At 74.2% G+C, this 17,716-nt stretch carries 16 protein-coding genes; 9 read left to right on the forward strand and 7 right to left on the reverse strand.

All coding sequences use genetic code 11. From position 1 onward, the window contains the following. The first annotated feature begins 47 nt into the window (after positions 1-47). On the forward strand, positions 48-1,769 hold the full coding sequence (locus ABZ340_RS14040) for a BCCT family transporter (RefSeq protein WP_358782004.1): 1,722 nt from the start codon (positions 48-50) through the stop codon (positions 1,767-1,769). A 76-nt stretch (positions 1,770-1,845) separates the two neighbouring features. Here ABZ340_RS14040 and ABZ340_RS14045 read toward each other — a convergent pair whose 3' ends face one another. Then, positions 1,846-2,796 carry an FAD-dependent oxidoreductase gene (locus ABZ340_RS14045; protein ID WP_358782005.1) on the reverse strand — a complete coding sequence of 317 codons (951 nt, stop codon included), beginning with the start codon at positions 2,794-2,796 and terminating at the stop codon, positions 1,846-1,848. A gap of 66 nt (positions 2,797-2,862) precedes the next feature. Between ABZ340_RS14045 and ABZ340_RS14050 the strand changes: the two genes are divergently transcribed. Together ABZ340_RS14050 and ABZ340_RS14055 are read left to right on the forward strand one after the other, a co-directional pair. Next, positions 2,863-3,933, forward strand: coding sequence for an oxidoreductase (locus ABZ340_RS14050; protein WP_358782006.1), 1,071 nt, complete (start codon positions 2,863-2,865; stop codon positions 3,931-3,933). A gap of 47 nt (positions 3,934-3,980) precedes the next feature. Then, positions 3,981-5,621, forward strand: coding sequence for an ABC-F family ATP-binding cassette domain-containing protein (locus ABZ340_RS14055; RefSeq protein WP_358782007.1), 1,641 nt, complete (start codon positions 3,981-3,983; stop codon positions 5,619-5,621). 212 nt (positions 5,622-5,833) lie between these two features. Here ABZ340_RS14055 and ABZ340_RS14060 read toward each other — a convergent pair whose 3' ends face one another. From ABZ340_RS14060 to ABZ340_RS14070, 3 genes are all read right to left on the reverse strand, one after another. Next, positions 5,834-8,215 carry a Tex family protein gene (locus tag ABZ340_RS14060; protein WP_358782008.1) on the reverse strand — a complete coding sequence of 794 codons (2,382 nt, stop codon included), beginning with the start codon at positions 8,213-8,215 and terminating at the stop codon, positions 5,834-5,836. Positions 8,216-8,349: 134 nt separating this feature from the next. Further along, a complete protein-coding gene (locus tag ABZ340_RS14065; RefSeq protein ID WP_358782009.1) occupies positions 8,350-8,481 on the reverse strand; it encodes an LPFR motif small protein in 132 nt (43 codons plus the stop codon). Positions 8,482-8,578: 97 nt separating this feature from the next. Then, positions 8,579-9,448 (reverse strand): hypothetical protein, encoded by an 870-nt coding sequence (locus ABZ340_RS14070; protein ID WP_358782010.1) that lies wholly within the window; start codon positions 9,446-9,448, stop codon positions 8,579-8,581. Between the two features lie 125 nt (positions 9,449-9,573). Here ABZ340_RS14070 and ABZ340_RS14075 point away from each other — a divergent pair, with 125 nt between their 5' ends. Continuing rightward, entirely contained in the window at positions 9,574-10,533 is a 960-nt protein-coding gene (locus ABZ340_RS14075; RefSeq protein ID WP_358782011.1) for a GlxA family transcriptional regulator, read from the forward strand. A gap of 40 nt (positions 10,534-10,573) precedes the next feature. Further along, a complete protein-coding gene (locus ABZ340_RS14080; RefSeq protein WP_358782012.1) occupies positions 10,574-11,209 on the forward strand; it encodes a DJ-1/PfpI family protein in 636 nt (211 codons plus the stop codon). Here the strand turns inward: ABZ340_RS14080 and ABZ340_RS14085 are convergent. Continuing rightward, positions 11,196-11,951, reverse strand: a complete 756-nt coding sequence (locus ABZ340_RS14085; protein WP_358782013.1) for an enoyl-CoA hydratase/isomerase family protein — start codon at positions 11,949-11,951, stop codon at positions 11,196-11,198. The two genes, ABZ340_RS14080 and ABZ340_RS14085, sit on opposite strands and share 14 nt — an antisense overlap. A gap of 127 nt (positions 11,952-12,078) precedes the next feature. Here ABZ340_RS14085 and ABZ340_RS14090 point away from each other — a divergent pair, with 127 nt between their 5' ends. Together ABZ340_RS14090 and ABZ340_RS14095 are read left to right on the forward strand one after the other, a co-directional pair. After that, complete coding sequence (locus tag ABZ340_RS14090) at positions 12,079-12,750, forward strand: DUF308 domain-containing protein (RefSeq protein ID WP_358782014.1); 672 nt, start codon at positions 12,079-12,081, stop codon at positions 12,748-12,750. A gap of 174 nt (positions 12,751-12,924) precedes the next feature. Beyond that, entirely contained in the window at positions 12,925-13,440 is a 516-nt protein-coding gene (locus ABZ340_RS14095) for an ATP-binding protein (RefSeq protein WP_358782030.1), read from the forward strand. Positions 13,441-13,446: 6 nt separating this feature from the next. On the opposite strand, the gene idi is transcribed toward ABZ340_RS14095, so the two are convergent. Both idi and ABZ340_RS14105 read right to left on the reverse strand, forming a co-directional pair. Next, positions 13,447-14,040 carry an isopentenyl-diphosphate Delta-isomerase gene (idi, locus tag ABZ340_RS14100; RefSeq protein WP_358782015.1) on the reverse strand — a complete coding sequence of 198 codons (594 nt, stop codon included), beginning with the start codon at positions 14,038-14,040 and terminating at the stop codon, positions 13,447-13,449. 223 nt (positions 14,041-14,263) lie between these two features. After that, positions 14,264-15,202: a cation diffusion facilitator family transporter gene (locus tag ABZ340_RS14105; protein WP_358782016.1), complete on the reverse strand. Its 939-nt coding sequence runs from the start codon at positions 15,200-15,202 to the stop codon at positions 14,264-14,266. A gap of 536 nt (positions 15,203-15,738) precedes the next feature. On the opposite strand from ABZ340_RS14105, the gene ABZ340_RS14110 reads away from it, so the two are divergent. Continuing rightward, the gene (locus ABZ340_RS14110; protein ID WP_358782017.1) at positions 15,739-17,607 is read left to right on the forward strand and encodes a DUF5941 domain-containing protein; all 1,869 of its coding nucleotides are present in this window, start codon (positions 15,739-15,741) and stop codon (positions 17,605-17,607) included. Next, the coding region (locus tag ABZ340_RS14115) for a sugar phosphate nucleotidyltransferase (RefSeq protein ID WP_358782031.1) at positions 17,604-17,716 on the forward strand (113 nt) is incomplete at its 3' end. The genes ABZ340_RS14110 and ABZ340_RS14115, both read left to right, overlap by 4 nt.

Consider the following 17,716-nt stretch of genomic DNA (forward strand, 5'->3'; position numbering starts at 1 on the left):
AGAGGGGAACAATTCCGGCCACCTACCGGGCCGAAAGGGTGCTGCCTGTGACGCACGACGAGGGAAGCGACGAGCAACGCCACGCGAGAGGCTCGCTGCCGGGTTCGGAAGCGGGCCTCCCCGGCCGGGAACGGCCCCGGACCGACCGGGTCGTCTTCGGGGTGACCGCCGTCCTCACGCTCGCCTTCGTGGTCTGGGGCGCCACCGCGACCGACTCGCTCACGGACGTCTCCGGCAGCATGCTCGGCGGGCTGATGCACAACGGCGGCTGGGCGTTCGTGCTGGCCGCCTCGGGCTTCGTCGTCTTCGCCCTCTGGCTCGCCGTCAGCCGCTACGGCCGGATCCACCTCGGCGCGGAGGGCGAGAAACCCGAGTTCCGCACCGTGTCGTGGGTCGCGATGATGTTCAGCGCGGGCATGGGCATCGGCCTGATGTTCTACGGCGTGAGCGAGCCGCTCGCCCACTACACCACCGCCCCGCCGGGCACCGACCCGGCCGGCTCCGGCGACCGCATGCAGACGGCCATGGCCACCACCCTCTTCCACTGGACGCTCCACCCGTGGGGCATCTACGCCGTGGTCGGCCTCGGCATCGCCTACAGCACCTTCCGCAGGCGCCGCCGCCAGACCATCAGCGCCGTCTTCACCCCGCTCATCGGCGAGAAGAACGCGAACGGCGTCGGCGGCCGGATCATCGACATGCTCGCCATCGTCGCCACCGTCTTCGGCTCCGCGGCCTCCCTCGGGCTCGGCGCGCTCCAGATCGGCTCCGGGGTGGAGGAGCTGGGCTGGATGGACGAGGTGAGCACCGGACTGCTCGTCACCGTCATCGCGGTGCTGACCGCGGCGTTCGTCGCCTCCGCCGTCTCCGGCGTCGAACGCGGCATCCAGTGGCTGTCGAACACCAACATGGTGCTGGCGCTGGCCCTCGCCCTGTTCGTGTTCGTGGCCGGCCCCACCGTCATCGTCCTCGACCTGCTCCCCACCTCCGTCTTCGCCTACCTCGGCGACCTGCCCCAGCTCGCCGGCCGCACCGAGGCCGGCGGCGAGGGCGTCGCCGGCTGGCTGAGCAGCTGGACCGTCTTCTACTGGGCCTGGTGGATCTCCTGGACGCCGTTCGTCGGCATGTTCATCGCCCGCATCAGCCGGGGCCGCACGATCCGGCAGTTCATCGGCGGCGTCATCCTCGTCCCCAGCACGGTCAGCCTGGTCTGGTTCGCGGTCTTCGGCGGCTCGGCGATGAAGATGCGGGAACAGGGGCGGCTCGGCGCGGAGACCACCCCCGAGGGGCAGCTCTTCGCCGTGCTCCGGGAGTTCCCCGTCGCGACCGTCACCAGCCTGCTGGTGATGATCCTCGTCGGCATCTTCTTCGTCTCGGGCGCCGACGCCGCCTCCATCGTGATGGGCACCCTCTCCCAGCGCGGCGCCCTCGAACCGAGCCGCCCGGTGGTGGTGTTCTGGGGCGTGGTCACCGGCGCGGTGGCCGCCATCATGCTCCTGGTCGGCAGCGGCCAGGGCGACGCGCTGACCGGCCTGCAGAACCTCACGATCCTCGCGGCGGCCCCGTTCGTCGTCGTGATGATCTTCATGTGCGCCGCCCTCCTGCGCGACCTGCGCCGCGACCCCCTCATCGTGCGCGGCGAGATGGGCTCCGAGGCCGTGGAACTGGCGGTCGTCGAGGGCCACGAGCGCTACGACGGCGACTTCCGGATCCGCGTCGGCCCGGGGCCCGGCACGGACGTGGAGGGCGACCCGATCGGCAGACCCTGACCGGCCCCGCCCGCCCCCGGCTCGGGCGGGGGCGGGCGCCGGGGACCCGGCCGCCGCGGCCCCGCAGCGGCCGGGCTCACCCCTCCACCAGCCCGGCCGCCTCCTCCGCGCACCCCCAGGCCACCGTCACGCCCGCGCCGCCGTGGCCGTAGTGGTGCACGAGCACCCGCCCGTTCGGCTGCACCTCGCGCTCCAGCCGCACCGCGTCCCGCGCGGGCCGCAGCCCCACCCGGTGGGCCAGGACCCGCGCCCCGGCGATCTCGGGCCGCAGCGCGGCGCACCGCTCCACGATCGCCTCGGCCACCGCCGGGTCCGGCTCCGCCGACCAGGCGTCCTCCTCCGCCGTGCCGCCCAGCACCAGCCCGCCCGGCTGCGGGAGGAAGTACGCCATCTCCCCGGAGGCGGCGGTGGAGACCAGCCAGGTGCGGATGCCGGGGTTCTCCACGACGACCAGCTGCCCGCGCACGGGTCGCACGGACGGATCCGGTACGAGCGTCCGGGCGCCCAGCCCCGTGCAGTTGACCACGACCGGGGCCCGGACCTCCGCGAGAGCGGACACCGTCCGTTCCTCCACGACCCCGCCCGCCGCCGCCAACCGCGCCCGCAGCCACGGCAGATGAACCGTCATGTCGACGAGCGGCAGCCGCGCCCACAGCCCGGACCCGCCGTACTCCCCGGCGGTCGCCGCACGCAGCCCGGGCAGCCGGCCCGCCGTCCACGCACGGACCTCGTCCAGCCCGGTCTCGCCCAGTACCCCCTCGGTCATGCGTACGCCGGTCTCCTCCGGCCGCGCCGCCCATTCCTCGTACACGTCCAGCGAGCGCAGCGCCCACGCCCGGGCGCGGGCGGCCGGCTCGATCCGGTACGGCCACCACAGCGCGCCCGCGACCGCCGAGGTGGTGCGCTCGGCGGGCTCCCGCGTCCACACCCGCACCCGCCGGCCCCGCCCGGCGAGGACGAGGGCCGTCGTCAGCCCGATCACCCCGCCGCCGACCACGACGACCTCGTCACCCTGCCCGGTTTCCACACCGGGACGTTAGCGGAATATGTCATGCCGTGCTCAGGTCCGTCCCGCTGCGGGAATACTCACCGCATGGCTGCCGAGTACGCGACCTTCGGCCTGGCACCGGCGATGCGCGCCGGCGGCGTCCTCGCCGACGGTGCCTACCAGGTCCACCGCGACTTCCTGGACTTCATCGTCGACGGGCGCCCGCTGCTGTTCCGGCTCGCCGACCTGGACGCCGTCTCCCCGCTCGCCTCCGACGTCCCGCCCGCCCTCTTCGCCGCCCAGGTCCGCGGCCTGCTCCTGGAGACCGAGGCGCCGCTGCCCGGCGGCCGGTACATCCTCTACGGCTGTCCCGAGTGCGCGGACCTGGCCTGCGGGGCCGTCACCGCCGTCATCGAGCGGGAGGGCGGGAGCGGCGGAGGCGGCGAGGGCGACGAGGACGGCGAAGGCGGCGAGGTCTTCGTATGGCGGGACTTCGCCTGGCAGACCGACGTGAACGCCGACCTGGAACGCGACGGCTACCACGGCATCGGCCCGTACCGCTTCTCCGGACCCGCCTACCGCGCCGCGCTCGCCTCCCTGCTCGACGGCACCGTCACGGCCCCGCGCCGCCGGGTCCTGCTGATCGGCTCCCGCGTCGCCCTGCTCGCCAAGCTCGCCGCCGCGCTGCGCACCATCGGCATCGGCGCCGACATCACCCGCGACGCCGACGACGTCCCCGCCGGCGAACTGCGCGGCTACGACGCCGTCGCCTTCGGCCGCACCGTTCCCGAGGAGCGGCGCGCCGCCGTCCGCGCCGCCTTCGCCCGCGCCGGGGCCGAGGTGGCCTGTGTCGACGGGCTCGCCCCGATCGTCCCGCTGCTCGTCGCCCAGATCGAACACGCCCTGGACCGCGGCCCGGCAAAGCGGCGCCGCCTGACCGCACTGGCCGTGGACGGCGGCGCGGCGGACGTCGAGGTGACCTCCCCGTGCCGGGTCAGCCTCACCGCGTACCGCCTCGACCGCCTGAACCGCGCCCGCGTCCACGAGGTCTTCGACGACGTCCTCGGGCCCGGCCGCCACCGCATCCCGCTGGACGCCAAGGCGGTGAAGGGCGAGTCGTACGTCGTGGCGCGGGCCTCGGGAAGCGTGCTGACCGCCTCCGCGGCCGCCCGCTGAAACCGGACCGGGGCGGCGGCGCGGCGGCCGTTAGGATCGGCGGTCTGATGACTGCCACCCTCGTCGCCAAGAACCTCGCCGCCGGCCACGGCGACCGCTCCCTGTTCACCGGGCTCGACCTCGTCGTCGCGCCCGGCGACGTGATCGGGCTGGTCGGTGCCAACGGCGCGGGCAAGTCCACGCTGCTGCGGATCCTCGCCGGGCTGACCGCGCCCGAGCAGGGCGAGCTGCGCCTGTCCCCGCCCACCGCCACCGTCGGCCACCTCCCGCAGGAACCCGAGCGCCGGCCCGGCGAGACCGTCCGGGCCTTCCTCGCCCGCCGCACCGGCGTCACCGACGCCCAGCAGGCGATGGACGAGGCCACCCAGGCCCTGGTCGACGGCGCCCCCGGTGCCGACGACGCGTACGCGACGAGCCTGGAGCGCTGGCTGGCCCTCGGCGGCGCCGACCTCGACGAGCGCGCCGAGGAGACCGCCGCCGCCCTCGGCCTCACGGTGGACCTGGACCAGCCGATGGCGTCGCTGTCCGGCGGCCAGGCCGCCCGCGCCGGCCTCGCCTCCCTCCTCCTCTCCCGCTACGACGTCTTCCTGCTCGACGAGCCGACCAACGACCTCGACCTGGACGGCCTGGAGCGCCTCGAACGCTTCGTGGCCGGCCTGCGCGCCGGCACGGTCGTCGTCAGCCACGACCGCGAGTTCCTCGCCCGCACCGTCACCAAGGTCCTCGAACTCGACCTGGCACAGCAGCGGATCAACCTCTACGGCGGTGGCTACGACGCCTACCTGGAGGAGCGCGAGGTGGCCCGCCGGCACGCCCGCGACGAGTACGAGGAGTACGCCGACAAGCGCGCCGCCCTCCAGGAACGGGCCCAGATGCAGCGCGCCTGGATGGACAAGGGCGTCAAGAACGCCCGGCGCAAGGCGGGCAACGACAACGACAAGATCGGCCGCAAGTTCCGCAGCGAGGCCAGCGAGAAGCAGGCCGCCAAGGCCCGCCAGACCCAGCGCATGATCGAACGCCTGGAGACGGTCGAGGAGCCGCGCAAGGAGTGGGAGCTGCGCATGGAGATCGCGTCGGCCCCGCGCTCGGGCGCGGTGGTCGCCGCCCTGCGCGACGCCGAGGTGCGCCGCGGGGACTTCGTCCTCGGCCCGGTCACCCTCCAGGTCGACTGGGCGGACCGGGTCGCGGTGACCGGGGCGAACGGCGCGGGCAAGTCCACGCTGCTCGGCGCCCTCCTGGGCCGCGTCCCGCTGGACGCCGGGCACGCCTCGCTCGGCTCGGGCGTGCTGCTCGGCGAGGTCGATCAGGCCCGCAAGCTGTTCCACGGGCCCGAATCCCTGCTGGACGCGTTCGGCGCCGCGGTCCCCGGCACCGAGCCCGCCGAGGTCCGCACCCTGCTGGCCAAGTTCGGCCTCAAGGCGGACCACGTCCTGCGCCCGGCCGCGACCCTGTCACCGGGCGAACGCACCCGCGCCGCCCTCGCCCTGCTCCAGGGCCGGGGCGTCAACCTCCTGGTCCTGGACGAGCCGACCAACCACCTCGACCTCCCGGCGATCGAGCAGCTGGAGTCGGCCCTGGACGCCTACGAGGGCACCCTGCTGCTGGTCACCCACGACCGGCGGATGCTGGACGCGGTGCGGGTGACCCGCAGCCTGGAGGTGGCGGACGGCAAGGTGACGGAGCGTTAGGGGGCTTCTGACGGATCTCCGTGGAAGAAGGAGCGGCGTTCGGTGCGTGCTCTCGGTGTGCGGGGCGGCGGGTCATGTGGCGGAGCCACCTGGCCCTCCGTCCCGTGCGGCGAGAGGGCGTGCCGGGCGTCGCGACGCCACGGAGATCCGTCAGAAGCCCCCTAGGCCGGCCGGGCCGCCCGAACTCCGTCACTCGGGCGGCGCCGCTCCCGTCACGCCAGGCCGGCCCGCCGCAGCGCGTCGGCCATCGCGCCGCCGGCGGGCGGAGCCGTCCGGTCCTGCCGCGGCCTGCCCCCGGACCGTCCCTGCCCCTGCCCCTGCTGCCGGCGCTGCTGCGGGGGCCGCCCGCCGCGCTCACGCTGCTGTCCCTGCTGCCCCTTCGCGGCCGCCTCGTCGTCCAGCCGCAGCGTCAGCGAGATCCGCTTGCGCGGGATGTCGACGTCGAGGACCTTCACCTTGACGATGTCCCCGGGCTTCACCACGTCCCGCGGGTCCTTCACGAACGTCTTCGACATGGCCGACACGTGCACCAGTCCGTCCTGGTGCACCCCGACGTCCACGAACGCCCCGAACGCCGCGACGTTCGTGACGACCCCTTCCAGGACCATCCCGGCGGCGAGGTCGGAGATCTTCTCCACGCCCTCCTTGAAGGAAGCGGTCTTGAACGCGGGCCGCGGGTCGCGCCCCGGCTTCTCCAGCTCCCTGAGGATGTCGGTGACGGTCGGCAGACCGAACTTCTCGTCCACGAAGTCCTGCGGGCGCAGCGACCGCAGCACCCCGGTGTTGCCGATGAGGGAGGCGACCTCCTGCCCGGTGGTCTTCACCATCCGCCGCACCACCGGATACGCCTCGGGATGCACGCTGGACGCGTCCAGCGGATCGTCGCCGCCGCGGATGCGCAGGAAGCCCGCGCACTGCTCGAACGCCTTCGGGCCCAGCCGCGGCACCTTCTTCAGCTCGGAGCGCGACCGGAACGGCCCGTTGGCGTCCCGGTGCGCCACGATGTTCTCCGCCAGGCCGGAGGTGATGCCGGAGACCCGGGCGAGCAGCGGTGCGGAGGCCGTGTTGACGTCCACACCCACGCCGTTCACACAGTCCTCGACCACCGCGTCCAGCGACCGCGACAGCTTCACCTCGGACAGGTCGTGCTGGTACTGGCCGACCCCGATCGACTTCGGGTCGATCTTCACCAGCTCCGCCAGCGGGTCCTGCAGCCGGCGGGCGATCGACACCGCGCCGCGCAGCGACACGTCCAGCTCCGGCAGTTCCTGCGAGGCGAAGGCCGAGGCCGAGTACACGGAGGCGCCCGCCTCGGAGACCATCACCTTGGTGAGCTTCAGCTCCGGGTGCTTCGCGATCAGCTCACCGGCGAGCTTGTCCGTCTCCCGGGACGCGGTGCCGTTGCCGATCGCGACCAGCTCGACCGCGTGCTCCTTCGCCAGCCGCGCCAGCTTCGCGATCGCCTCGTCCCACCGGTTGGCGGGCACGTGCGGGTGGACGACGTCCGTCGCCACCACCTTGCCGGTCGCGTCGACCACGGCGACCTTCACGCCCGTACGGAAGCCGGGGTCGAGGCCCAGCGTGGCGCGGGTGCCGGCCGGGGCGGCGAGCAGCAGGTCGCGCAGGTTGGCCGCGAACACGTTCACCGCCTCGTCCTCGGCGGTGGTGCGCAGCCGCAGCCGGATGTCGATGCCGAGGTGGACCAGGATGCGGGTGCGCCAGGCCCAGCGGACGGTGTCGCCCAGCCATGTGTCGGCGGGGCGCCCGCGGTCGGCGATGCCGAACCGGCCCGCGATGATCCCCTCGTGCGACGACCGGCCCGCCGGGGCGCCGTCCGGCTCCTCCGGCTCCAGGACGAGGTCGAGCACCTCCTCCTTCTCGCCGCGCAACAGGGCGAGGATCCGGTGCGAGGGCAGCTCGGTGAACGGCTCGGCGAAGTCGAAGTAGTCGGCGAACTTGGCGCCCGCCTCCTCCTTGCCCTCCCGCACCCTGGCCACCAGCCGCCCGCGCGTCCACATCCGCTCGCGCAGCTCGCCGATCAGGTCGGCGTCCTCGGAGAACTTCTCGGTCAGGATGGCCCGCGCCCCGTCGAGGGCGGCCTGCGGATCGGCCACGCCCTTGTCCGCGTCGACGAACGCGGACGCCGCGGCGAGCGGCTCGACGGACGGGTCGGCGAGCAGCCCCTCGGCCAGCGGCTCCAGCCCCGCCTCCCGCGCGATCTGCGCCTTCGTACGCCGCTTGGGCTTGTACGGCAGGTAGATGTCCTCCAGGCGCGCCTTGGTCTGCGCGCCCCGGATGCGGGCCTCCAGCTCCTCGGTGAGCTTGCCCTGCTCGCGCACCGACTCCAGGATCGCCGTCCGCCGCTCCTCCAGCTCCCGCAGGTAGCGCAGCCGCTCCTCGATCGTGCGCAGCTGCGCGTCGTCGAGCATCTCGGTCGCTTCCTTGCGGTAGCGGGCGATGAAGGGCACCGTCGAGCCGCCGTCGAGCAGCTCGACCGCGGCCTTCACCTGCCGCTCCCGTACGCCGAGCTCCTCGGCGATCCTGCCTTCGATGGATCCCGCTGCGATGGATCCGCTGGACCCGGGTGTCGTCACGATCCCGTACCGCCTTCTCACTGAGGTTGCGCGGCAATTGTGGCAGGCGGCACCGACAACCGGGGATCAGGGAGGCGCACGGCGGGTCCGGCCCGCAGCGGAACCGGGCCCGGCGGGCCCGGGCCGGGCGGGGGTCAGGCCCGGCGGCTGCGGGTGGTGGACGACGCTCCGCCGAAGAGCCGGGCCAGGGCCCGGAAGGGCAGCGTCACGACGGTGGCGACGGCGCCGCCGATCTGGCGCAGCACGTCTGCGATGGCACGGAACACGGAGTACCTCCCCTTCGTCTCCCGGCCGCTGTGGCCGGGAGGAAGCGGGTACCTCGTCACCGGCCGTGCATGCGCCCCGTATGCCCCGCGCGCCGTCTCAGCCCTTGCCGCGCAGGTCAGCGGGGAAGGCGCCGGCGCCGGCCGCGGTGCGCGCGAACCCCGCCGCGATCCCGGTCAGGCGCGCGACACCGTCCGCGCCCAGACGCGCGTACGGGGCGGCGTCCAGCCGGTCCGTCTCCCGCTCGATCTCCTCGCGCAGCGCGACGCCCCGCTCGGTCAGCTCGCCGGCGCCGTCGAGCAGACCGCGCTCCCGCAGCCGGGCGACCGCGGCGTCCCAGTCCTCCCGCGTCCAGCCACGGGTGGTGAGCACCCACTTCGGTGCCAGGCCCTTGCCGGTCGCGGTGTGGGTCACCACCGCCTCCAGACCGTCCAGTTCCGCGCCCATCAGCACGGCGAGGTGCCCGTCGCCCCGGTGCTCGCGCAGCAGGGTCGCGGCATGCCACAGCGCGAGGTGCGGCTCCTCGGGGACGGGGAGGTCGGCGTGGGCGGAGTACAGCGGCCGGGCGCTGCGCGCACACCCCTCGGCGGCCCGCAGCGCCAGCCGCGCCGCCTCCGCCATCTCCTCGCAGGCCACGGCCTCTTCTCCCAGCAGACGGCGCAGCGTGGCGTCGACGGCGCGCAGGCGCGCGGCCAGGACCTGCTCCGGAGCGGCGCTCCGCCACACCGCGGGCACGTGCCGGGCCACGAGCTCGTGCTTGTAGTTGTAGAACGCCGCCGTGACGGTGCCCGCCCCGACCGGGCCCAGCGCCGCCGCACGCACCGCGAAGTTGACGGCCCGGGGGTCGGTGATCCCGAGGGCACCCAGCTCCCGTGCCAGGTCCGGCGAGAAGTAGAGCGTCGAGTGCAGGGTGTTGAGCGCGTTGTGGCAGCGGCGGCCGGCGTGCGGCTCCAGGGCGGCAGTCGTCATGCCGGGCACGTTACCAACCGCTTGGTACGTCCCTCCAGGTGCGGGACGGCCATGACGGTGCCATGGCAGAAAAGGTGGGCTGCTCGTCATTGCAGCCATCCCGCGCCCGCCGAAGAATCGACGGCATGACGCAGCGCACCGTCCTCGTCGTCCTCTTCGACGGCGTACAGAGCCTCGATGTGAGCGGCCCCGTGGAGGTCTTCGCCGGTGCGGAGACGCGCCACCCGGGGACGTACCGGATCCGCACCGCCTCCCTCGACGGCGCTCCCGTGCGCACCTCCAGCGGGCTGACGCTCGTCCCCGACCGGTCTCTCGACGGCGCTCCCCGCCCGCACACCCTGCTCGTCCCCGGCGGGCAGGGCACCCGCCGCCTCGACCCGCGCCTGGTCGACTGGGTGCGCGCCCACGGACCGCGCGCCCCCCGCCTGGTCTCCGTGTGCACCGGCGCGATCCTGCTCGCCGAGGCCGGCCTCCTGGACGGCCGCCGTGCCACGACCCACTGGGCGTACTGCGCCAAGCTGGCCCGCGACCATCCCGCCGTCGAGGTCGACCCCGACCCCGTCTACGTGCGCGACGGGCACGTCGCCACCTCGGCCGGCGTCACCGCCGGCATCGACCTCGCCCTCGCCCTGGTCGAGGAGGACCTGGGCCGCGACACCGCCCTCGCCATCGCCCGCCACCTGGTGGTGTTCCTGCGCCGTCCCGGCAACCAGGCCCAGTTCAGCGCCCAGCTCGCCACCCAGACCGCACGCCGCGAGCCGCTCCGGGACGTCCAGCAGTGGATCACCGAGCACCCCGAGGCCGACCTCACCGTCGAGTCCCTCGCCGCCCGCGCCCGCCTCTCGCCCCGCCACTTCGCCCGTGCCTTTCGCGCGGAGACCGGCACGACACCGGGCCGGTACGTCGACCGGGTCCGGCTGGAGCACGCCCGCCGCCTCCTGGAGGACACCGCCGACGGCGTCGAGGAGATCTCCCGTGCCAGCGGCTACGGCACCCCCGAGGCCATGCGCCGCGCCTTCGTCAAGGCCCTGGGCACGGCCCCCGCCGAGTACCGCCGCAGATTCCGCCCCGCGGCCGCCCACTGACCCCCCATCGACCACCGCCGACCACCACCGAAGGAGACCGATGCAGATCGCGATCGTCCTCTACGACCGCTTCACCGCCCTCGACGCCGTGGGCCCCTACGAGACGCTCGGCCGCCTCCCGGACGCCGAGACCGTCTTCGTCGCCGAGGAGACCGGCCCCGTACGCACCGACACCGGCACCCTGGCCCTCGTCGCCGACCGGACCCTGGCCGAGGTGCCGGCCCCCGACATCGTGGTCGTCCCCGGCGGCCCCGGCCAGACCCCGCAGATGGAGAACACCGCGCTCCTGGACTGGCTGCGCGCCGCCGACGCCACCAGCACCTGGACGACGTCGGTGTGCACCGGCTCCCTGCTGCTCGCCGCCGCCGGACTGCTCACGGGCCGGCGCGCGACCTCCCACTGGCTGGCCCTGGACCAGCTGAAGCGCCACGGCGCCGATCCGGCGGAGGAGCGGGTCGTCACCGACGGCAAGTACGTCACCGCCGCCGGCGTCTCCTCCGGCATCGACATGGGCCTCACCCTGCTCGGCCGCATCGCCGGCGACGACCAGGCCCGGGCCGTCCAGCTGATCACCGAGTACGACCCGCAGCCGCCCTACGACGCGGGCTCCCCGCAAAAGGCCCCCGCGCACCTCGTGGAGGAGCTCCGCAGCCGCAGCCGCTTCATCCTGAGGTAGGCGCGCTCCAGGTGAAGCGCGGCCGCCTGCGCTGAAGGAACGCGGCGGCGCCCTCCGCGGTGTCGCCGCTCGCGCGTGCCTGCGCGGCCCAGTACGCGTCACGGTCCGTGCGGCCGTCCGCGAACTCCTTCGCCGCGGCCTGCGTCAGCTGCGAGCGGGACACCAGCACCCGCGTGAACTCCGCGACCCGCCCGTCCAGTTCCCCCTCGGGCAGCACCTCGTCGACCAGCCCCGTCCGCAGCGCCCGCCGCGCGTCGATCGACTCGCCCGAGAACAGCAGGTACTTGGCGGTGGCCGGCCCCACCAGCGCCACCAGCCGCCGGGTGGCCGACGCCGGATAGACGACCCCCAGCCTGGCCGGCGTCACCCCGAACAGCGCGTCCTCCTGCGCGAACCGCAGATCACAGGCGGCCGCCAGCTGCGTCCCGCCGCCCACGCAGTGCCCGCGCACCACGGCCAGCGTCGGCTTGGGGAACGCGGCCAGCGCCTCCTCGGCGGCCACCGCCAGCCCCTGGGTCTCCTCCGCACCGTCCTGAAGGGCCGCGATGTCCGCCCCGGCGCAGAACGTCCCGCCCTCGCCGGTCAGCACCAGCACCCGTACCGCCGGGTCCGCCGCCAGCGCGTCGAGGAGCGGCGGCAGCGCCCGCCACATCGCGGCCGTCATGGCGTTGCGTTTGGCCGGGTGGCGGATGACGACGGTGGCGACCGAATCGGTGACGCTGTGCAGCAGCCGGGGCTCCATGCGCCGGATGCTATCCACCGGGCCGCGCCCTGCGGCCACAGACCCGGGGACGGACGTTACGACCCGGCGGGTGAAGGGGACCCGGCGGGAGAGCCATGCCGGAGTGACAGGCTGGAGGAGGGCGCCGATGGCCACGTCGACCAGGTCCCGCGGCGGCGCGGCGAAGCTGAACCGGGACTTCGGCCGGCTCGCCGCCCTCGGCGTGATCCTGCTGATCGCGGGGCTCGTCGGGCTCGTCTACACCGCCGTCGCCACGCTGACCTCGATGTTCCTCTTCGGCTGGCTGCTGCTGACCGGTGGCGTCGTGGGGCTGCTGCACGCGGTCCAGTCCCGGGGCACCAGCTTCCTCTGGCTGGGCGTCATCGTCGCGGCCCTCAACATCGCCGCCGGCGTGGTGATCGTCCTCAAGCCGGACGAGGCCGCCGTCGCGCTGACCATGTTCGCCGCCCTGCTCTTCCTCACCGCCGGTCTCTTCCGGCTGGTCGGCAGCGTGGTGGTGCGCGGCCCCCAGTTCGGCTGGACGCTCCTGGTCGGCGCCTTCGACCTGCTGCTGGGCGTCCTCGTCCTGATCTCCTGGCCGAGCGGCAGCCAGTACGTCATCGGCACCTTCTTCTCCCTCGCCCTGCTCTTCGACGGCCTCGGACTGATCGCCACCGGGTTCGGCGGCCGCCGCGTCGTCGGCATGGTCTCCGACCGGCTCACCGCGGACGGCCGCGACGGCGCCGGCGACGGCGGTGACGGCGACGGCGGCGACGGCGCGCGGGGGAGGACCGCCGGTCCGGCCGTACCACCCGACTAGTTCGCCGAGGCGACGCAACCGGGGCAGGAACGGTCCTGCAACAGCCCCGGTCATACGCAGGCGGTCGGAAGCGTTCGATACCCGCCGACTTGCGCACAGATCCACGGAGGAAAGCGGCTCGTTGCCAACACTCAAGGTGTGGTGACAATCGAGCGCAAGGGTGGCGACCGGATCATGGACGACCACGGGCGCGGGCCCGGCCCACGCCCCGACGGCCCAGCGGCATCCGGCGACGGGACGGACCCCGGCCCCGCGGACCCGCTGCCGTACGAAGGCGTGTGGCGGTTCACCGCCCCCACCGTCGACGCCTCGGTCCCGCAGGCCCGGCACGCCGTACGGGACCTGCTGCGGCGCCAGGGCGTGCCGGTCCCGGACGACCTGGCCCACGGCCTGCTGGTGATCGTCTCGGAGCTGGTCACGAACGCCGTCCGGCACGCGGCGCTGCTGTCGCCGGTGCTCGCCGTGGAGGTCGCGGTCGGCCCCGAGTGGGTCCGGGTGTCCGTGGAGGACGACCACCCCTACCGCCCCACCGCCCTGGAGACCGACCACGGCCGGACCGGCGGGCGGGGCCTGCTCCTGGTGCGCGAGATCGCCCAGGAGGCGGGCGGGGTCTGCGACGTCGCCCGCACGGCGAGCGGCGGCAAGGTGATCTGGGTCGCGCTGCCGCTCACGGCCCGCCGGCTGCCGTAGGGCGGCTCACCAGCCGGCGGACGGGCCCGTCAGCTCCCGGATCGCGGGCCGGGCCGCGTCCAGCACGGTCATGAACCACGCCGAGAAGGTGTCCTTCGCATGCCGCTCGGCCAGCTCGGCCGCGGTCACGTAGGCCGTCGCCGCCACCTCCTGGGCGTCGGGCGCGAGCGGGGCCTGCACCAGGCCGACGAAGAGGTGGTTGTACTCCTGCTCCACCAGCCCCGAGGCCGGGTCCGGGTGGTTGTAGCGCACCGTGCCCGCCTCGGCGAGCAGCGCCGGGGAGACGCCGAGCTCCTCGTACGTCCGCCGGGCCGCCGCCGCGAAGGGAGCCTCGCCGGGGTAGGGGTGACCGCAGCAGGTGTTGGACCACACACCGGGGGAGTGGTACTTGCCGAGCGCCCGCTGCTGCAGCAGCAGCCGGCCCTGCTCGTCGAAGAGGAACACGGAGAACGCGCGGTGCAGCTGCCCCGGCGGCTGGTGCGCGGTGAGCTTCTCCGCGGTGCCGATCGTGACGCCCTTCTCGTCGACCAGTTCCAGCAAAATCGCGTCCGCGGTGCCGTTCGGCGCGTCGTGCGCCGCGCCGGCAGGTGTGATCGGCATACCCATCCTTCGTATCGGTCCTCGCGCCCCAGTCTGCCGTACGGATCCGGCACTCCCGGCGCTTCCGGCGCGTCCGCATGTCCCGGGCGCGGGAGCACGAGGACCCGCGGACACCGCCGGCCGGACGCCGTGGAGGGGCCCGGTAGGTGATCGTGCCCGGCACCGCGAAGAGGGAATCACCCGGGACCGGGGTGCACGGGGGTGCACAGGCGTGCGGCAGGTCCTAGTGGCACAGGCGTGCCTCGTGCTCCGCGTGTCCGCCGGGCTCCAGCTGGAAGGTGCAGTGCTCCACGTCGAAGTGGTCGCCCAGGCAGCCCTGGAGCTCGTGGAGCATCTTCTCGTGCCCGATCCCGGTGAGCACCTCGGAGCTGACCACCACGTGCGCGGAGAGCACCGGCATGCCCGAGGTGATCGTCCAGGCGTGCAGGTCGTGCACGTCCTCCACGCCGTCGAGCGCCAGTATGTGCGCCCTCACCTCCGCCATGTCGACGCCCTTGGGGGCCGCCTCCAGCAGCACGTCCAGGGTCTCGCGCAGCAGCCGCCAGGTGCGCGGGACGATCATCAGGCCGATGACGAGCGAGGCGACCGGGTCGGCGGCCTGCCAGCCGGTGGCCAGGATCACCAGGGCGGAGACGATGACCGCGACCGAGCCCAGGGCGTCCGCCGCCACCTCCAGGAACGCCCCGCGCACGTTCAGGCTCTCCCGCTGTCCCCGCATCAGCAGCATCAGCGACACCGTGTTCGCCACCAGGCCCACCGCGCCGAAGACGACGGTCAGCCCGCCCTCGGTGGCGGCCGGTGTGACGAACCGCTCGACCGCCTCGAACAGGACGTAACCGCCGGCCCCGAGCAGCAGCAGGCAGTTGGCCAGCGCGGCGAGGATCTCCGCGCGGGCGTACCCGAAGGTGCGCCGTTCGCTCGGCGGGCGGGCCGCGAAGTGGATCGCGAGCAGCGCCATGCCGAGCCCCAGGGCGTCCGTCGCCATGTGCGCCGCGTCGGCGACGAGCGCGAGCGAGTCCGCGAGCACCCCGCCGACGATCTCGACGACCATGACGGTGAGCGTGATCGACAGCGCCATGCGCAGCCTGCCGCGGTACGCGGCGGTCGCCGTACCGCCGGCGGGCGCGCCGTGCGCGTGCCCGTGATCGTGCCCAGCCCCCATGAAAGCCGCCTTTCCTTGGTCCGTCGGGATCACAGTGAACTACGGGTGGGGGGTATCCGCAACGCGGCACTGAACACCGTTGTCATTGGCTCTGACCTGCGTAAACGCTGTGCAGGTCAGAGCGCTGGAGTGATCGGTGAGCGTGCCGTGGGCGCGCCGCGGGCCCCGAGTGCCGCAGCCGCTCTCCGGCCGTTCGGCGCACCCCGTGCCGACCGTGCCGACCGGTCCGCGCGCCGCCCCGTCCGTGAGCCGCGCGGCGCGCCCCGAAGCACGCTTGTGTGCGCGATACCGCTGATATGTCGCCGATGCCCGTTCTGGTAGGGCGGTTTGTGGGCCGGACCCCGCATCCCTGATGATGACGGCGGCAAAGGTGTGCGCACGCCGCGTTGGCCGGCCGAGAAACAGGCGGTGAACGCGGCGTTCTGGTCATCCGATAACCTCTGCCGACATGCCGCCCGGGAGCCGCAGGCCCGGGTACCCCCATCACGCACATGCCCGACGCGCCCAGGTGTCGGCACCCAGGGAGTGAGTTTCGGTTGTCGACCGCCATCCTCACCGGTCAGCCGGTCCCCGGTTCGTCGATCGAGGGCGATCTGCGGTCGCTCGGCTTCGATGTACGCACCGCCGCCGACGCCGCCGAGGCCGAGGCCCTGCTGGCCGCGGTCCCGTGCGGGGAGCGGGTCGCGCTGGTCGACGCCCGCTTCGTGGGCCACCTGCACGCCCTGCGCCTCGGCCTGACCGACCCCCGCTTCCCGCTCGCCGCCATCCCCGGCGCCGTGACCGCCCAGCCGGCCGGCCGCCTGGGCCTGACCCGCGCGATCGCCCGCGAAAGCACCGCCGGCGGCGGAACCTCTCCCGGACTTCCGGCCGCGCCGGAGCAGGGCGGTGCCCGCACGGCCGTCGACAGCCTCGCCGACCGCGTCGCGGACGCCCTCGACGCCGACGGCGCCGACGTGCACCGGCCCGAGCTCGGCACCCTCGTCGCCGTCGTCCCCGACGGCCCGCAGGCCCGCAACGAGGCACGGCAGGCCGTCACCGCCGTCGATGACGAGGCCGTCCGCCTGAAGTCGGCCGTGAAGGCCCGCGACGGCTTTTTCACCACCTTCTTCATCAGCCCCTACTCCCGCTACCTCGCCCGCTGGTGCGCCCGCCGCGGCCTGACCCCCAACCAGGTCACGACCGCCTCCCTGCTCACCGCGCTGATCGCGGCGGGCTGCGCGGCCACCGGCACCCGCGGCGGATTCGCCGCCGCCGGCCTGCTGCTGCTCCTCTCCTTCGTGCTGGACTGCACCGACGGCCAGCTCGCCCGCTACTCCCTGCAGTACTCCACCCTCGGCGCCTGGCTCGACGCCACCTTCGACCGCGCCAAGGAGTACGCCTACTACGCCGGCCTCGCCCTCGGGGCCGCCCGCGGCGGCGACGACGTGTGGGCCCTCGCCCTCGGCGCGATGGTCCTGCAGACCTGCCGGCACGTCGTGGACTTCTCCTTCAACGAGGCCAACCACGACGCCACCGCCAACACCAGCCCCACCGCCGCCCTGTCCGACAAGCTCGACAGCGTCGGCTGGACGGTCTGGGTGCGCCGGATGATCGTCCTGCCGATCGGCGAACGCTGGGCCATGATCGCCGTCCTGACGGCGGCCACCACCTCTCGCATCACCTTCTACGCCCTGCTCATCGGCTGCGCCTTCGCCGCCACGTACACCACGGCGGGCCGCGTCCTGCGCTCGCTGACCCGCACGGCGCGGCGGACGGACCGGGCGGCCGGGGCGCTGGCCGACCTCGCCGACTCCGGGCCGCTCGCCCGGGGCCTCGCGGCGGCCTTCAGGAACCCCGCGCGCCGCCTGCCCGCCCTCACGGCCCCCGTCGTCGCCCTGCTCGGCGGCCTCGCGGTCACCGCCACCGCGGCCCTCACCGGCTTCGGCAGCCCCTGGCCCGCCGTCGCCGCCGCCGGCTACGCCCTGACCTCCGGCCTCGCCGTCGCCCGCCCGCTCAAGGGCTCCCTCGACTGGCTCGTCCCCCCGTTCCTGCGCGCCGCCGAGTACGGCACCGTCCTGCTGCTCGCGGCGAAGGCGGAGGCGGACACGGCGGTGAACGGGGTGCTTCCGGCGGCGTTCGGGCTGGTCGCGGCGGTCGCCTACCATCACTACGACACGGTCTACCGCATCCGCGGCAACGCGGGTGCGCCCCCGCACTGGCTGGTGCGGGCGATCGGAGGCCACGAGGGCCGCACGCTGCTGGTCGCCGTGCTGGCCGTCCTGCTCACCGCCTCGCAGTTCAAGGTCGCGCTCACGGTCCTCGCCGTGGCCGTCGCCCTCGTGGTGCTCGTCGAGAGCATCCGCTTCTGGGTGGCCGCCCACAAGGGCGGCGCACCCGCCGTACACGACGAAGGAGAACCCGCATGATCGGCCTCGTGCTGGCGGCTGGTGCCGGACGGCGCCTGCGGCCCTACACCGACACCCTGCCCAAGGCGCTGGTTCCGGTGGGTCCCGAGGGTGCGGAGGACAGCCTGAC

It is taken from the genome of Streptomyces sp. NPDC006134, assembly GCF_040628835.1.
GTDB lineage: Bacteria > Actinomycetota > Actinomycetes > Streptomycetales > Streptomycetaceae > Streptomyces.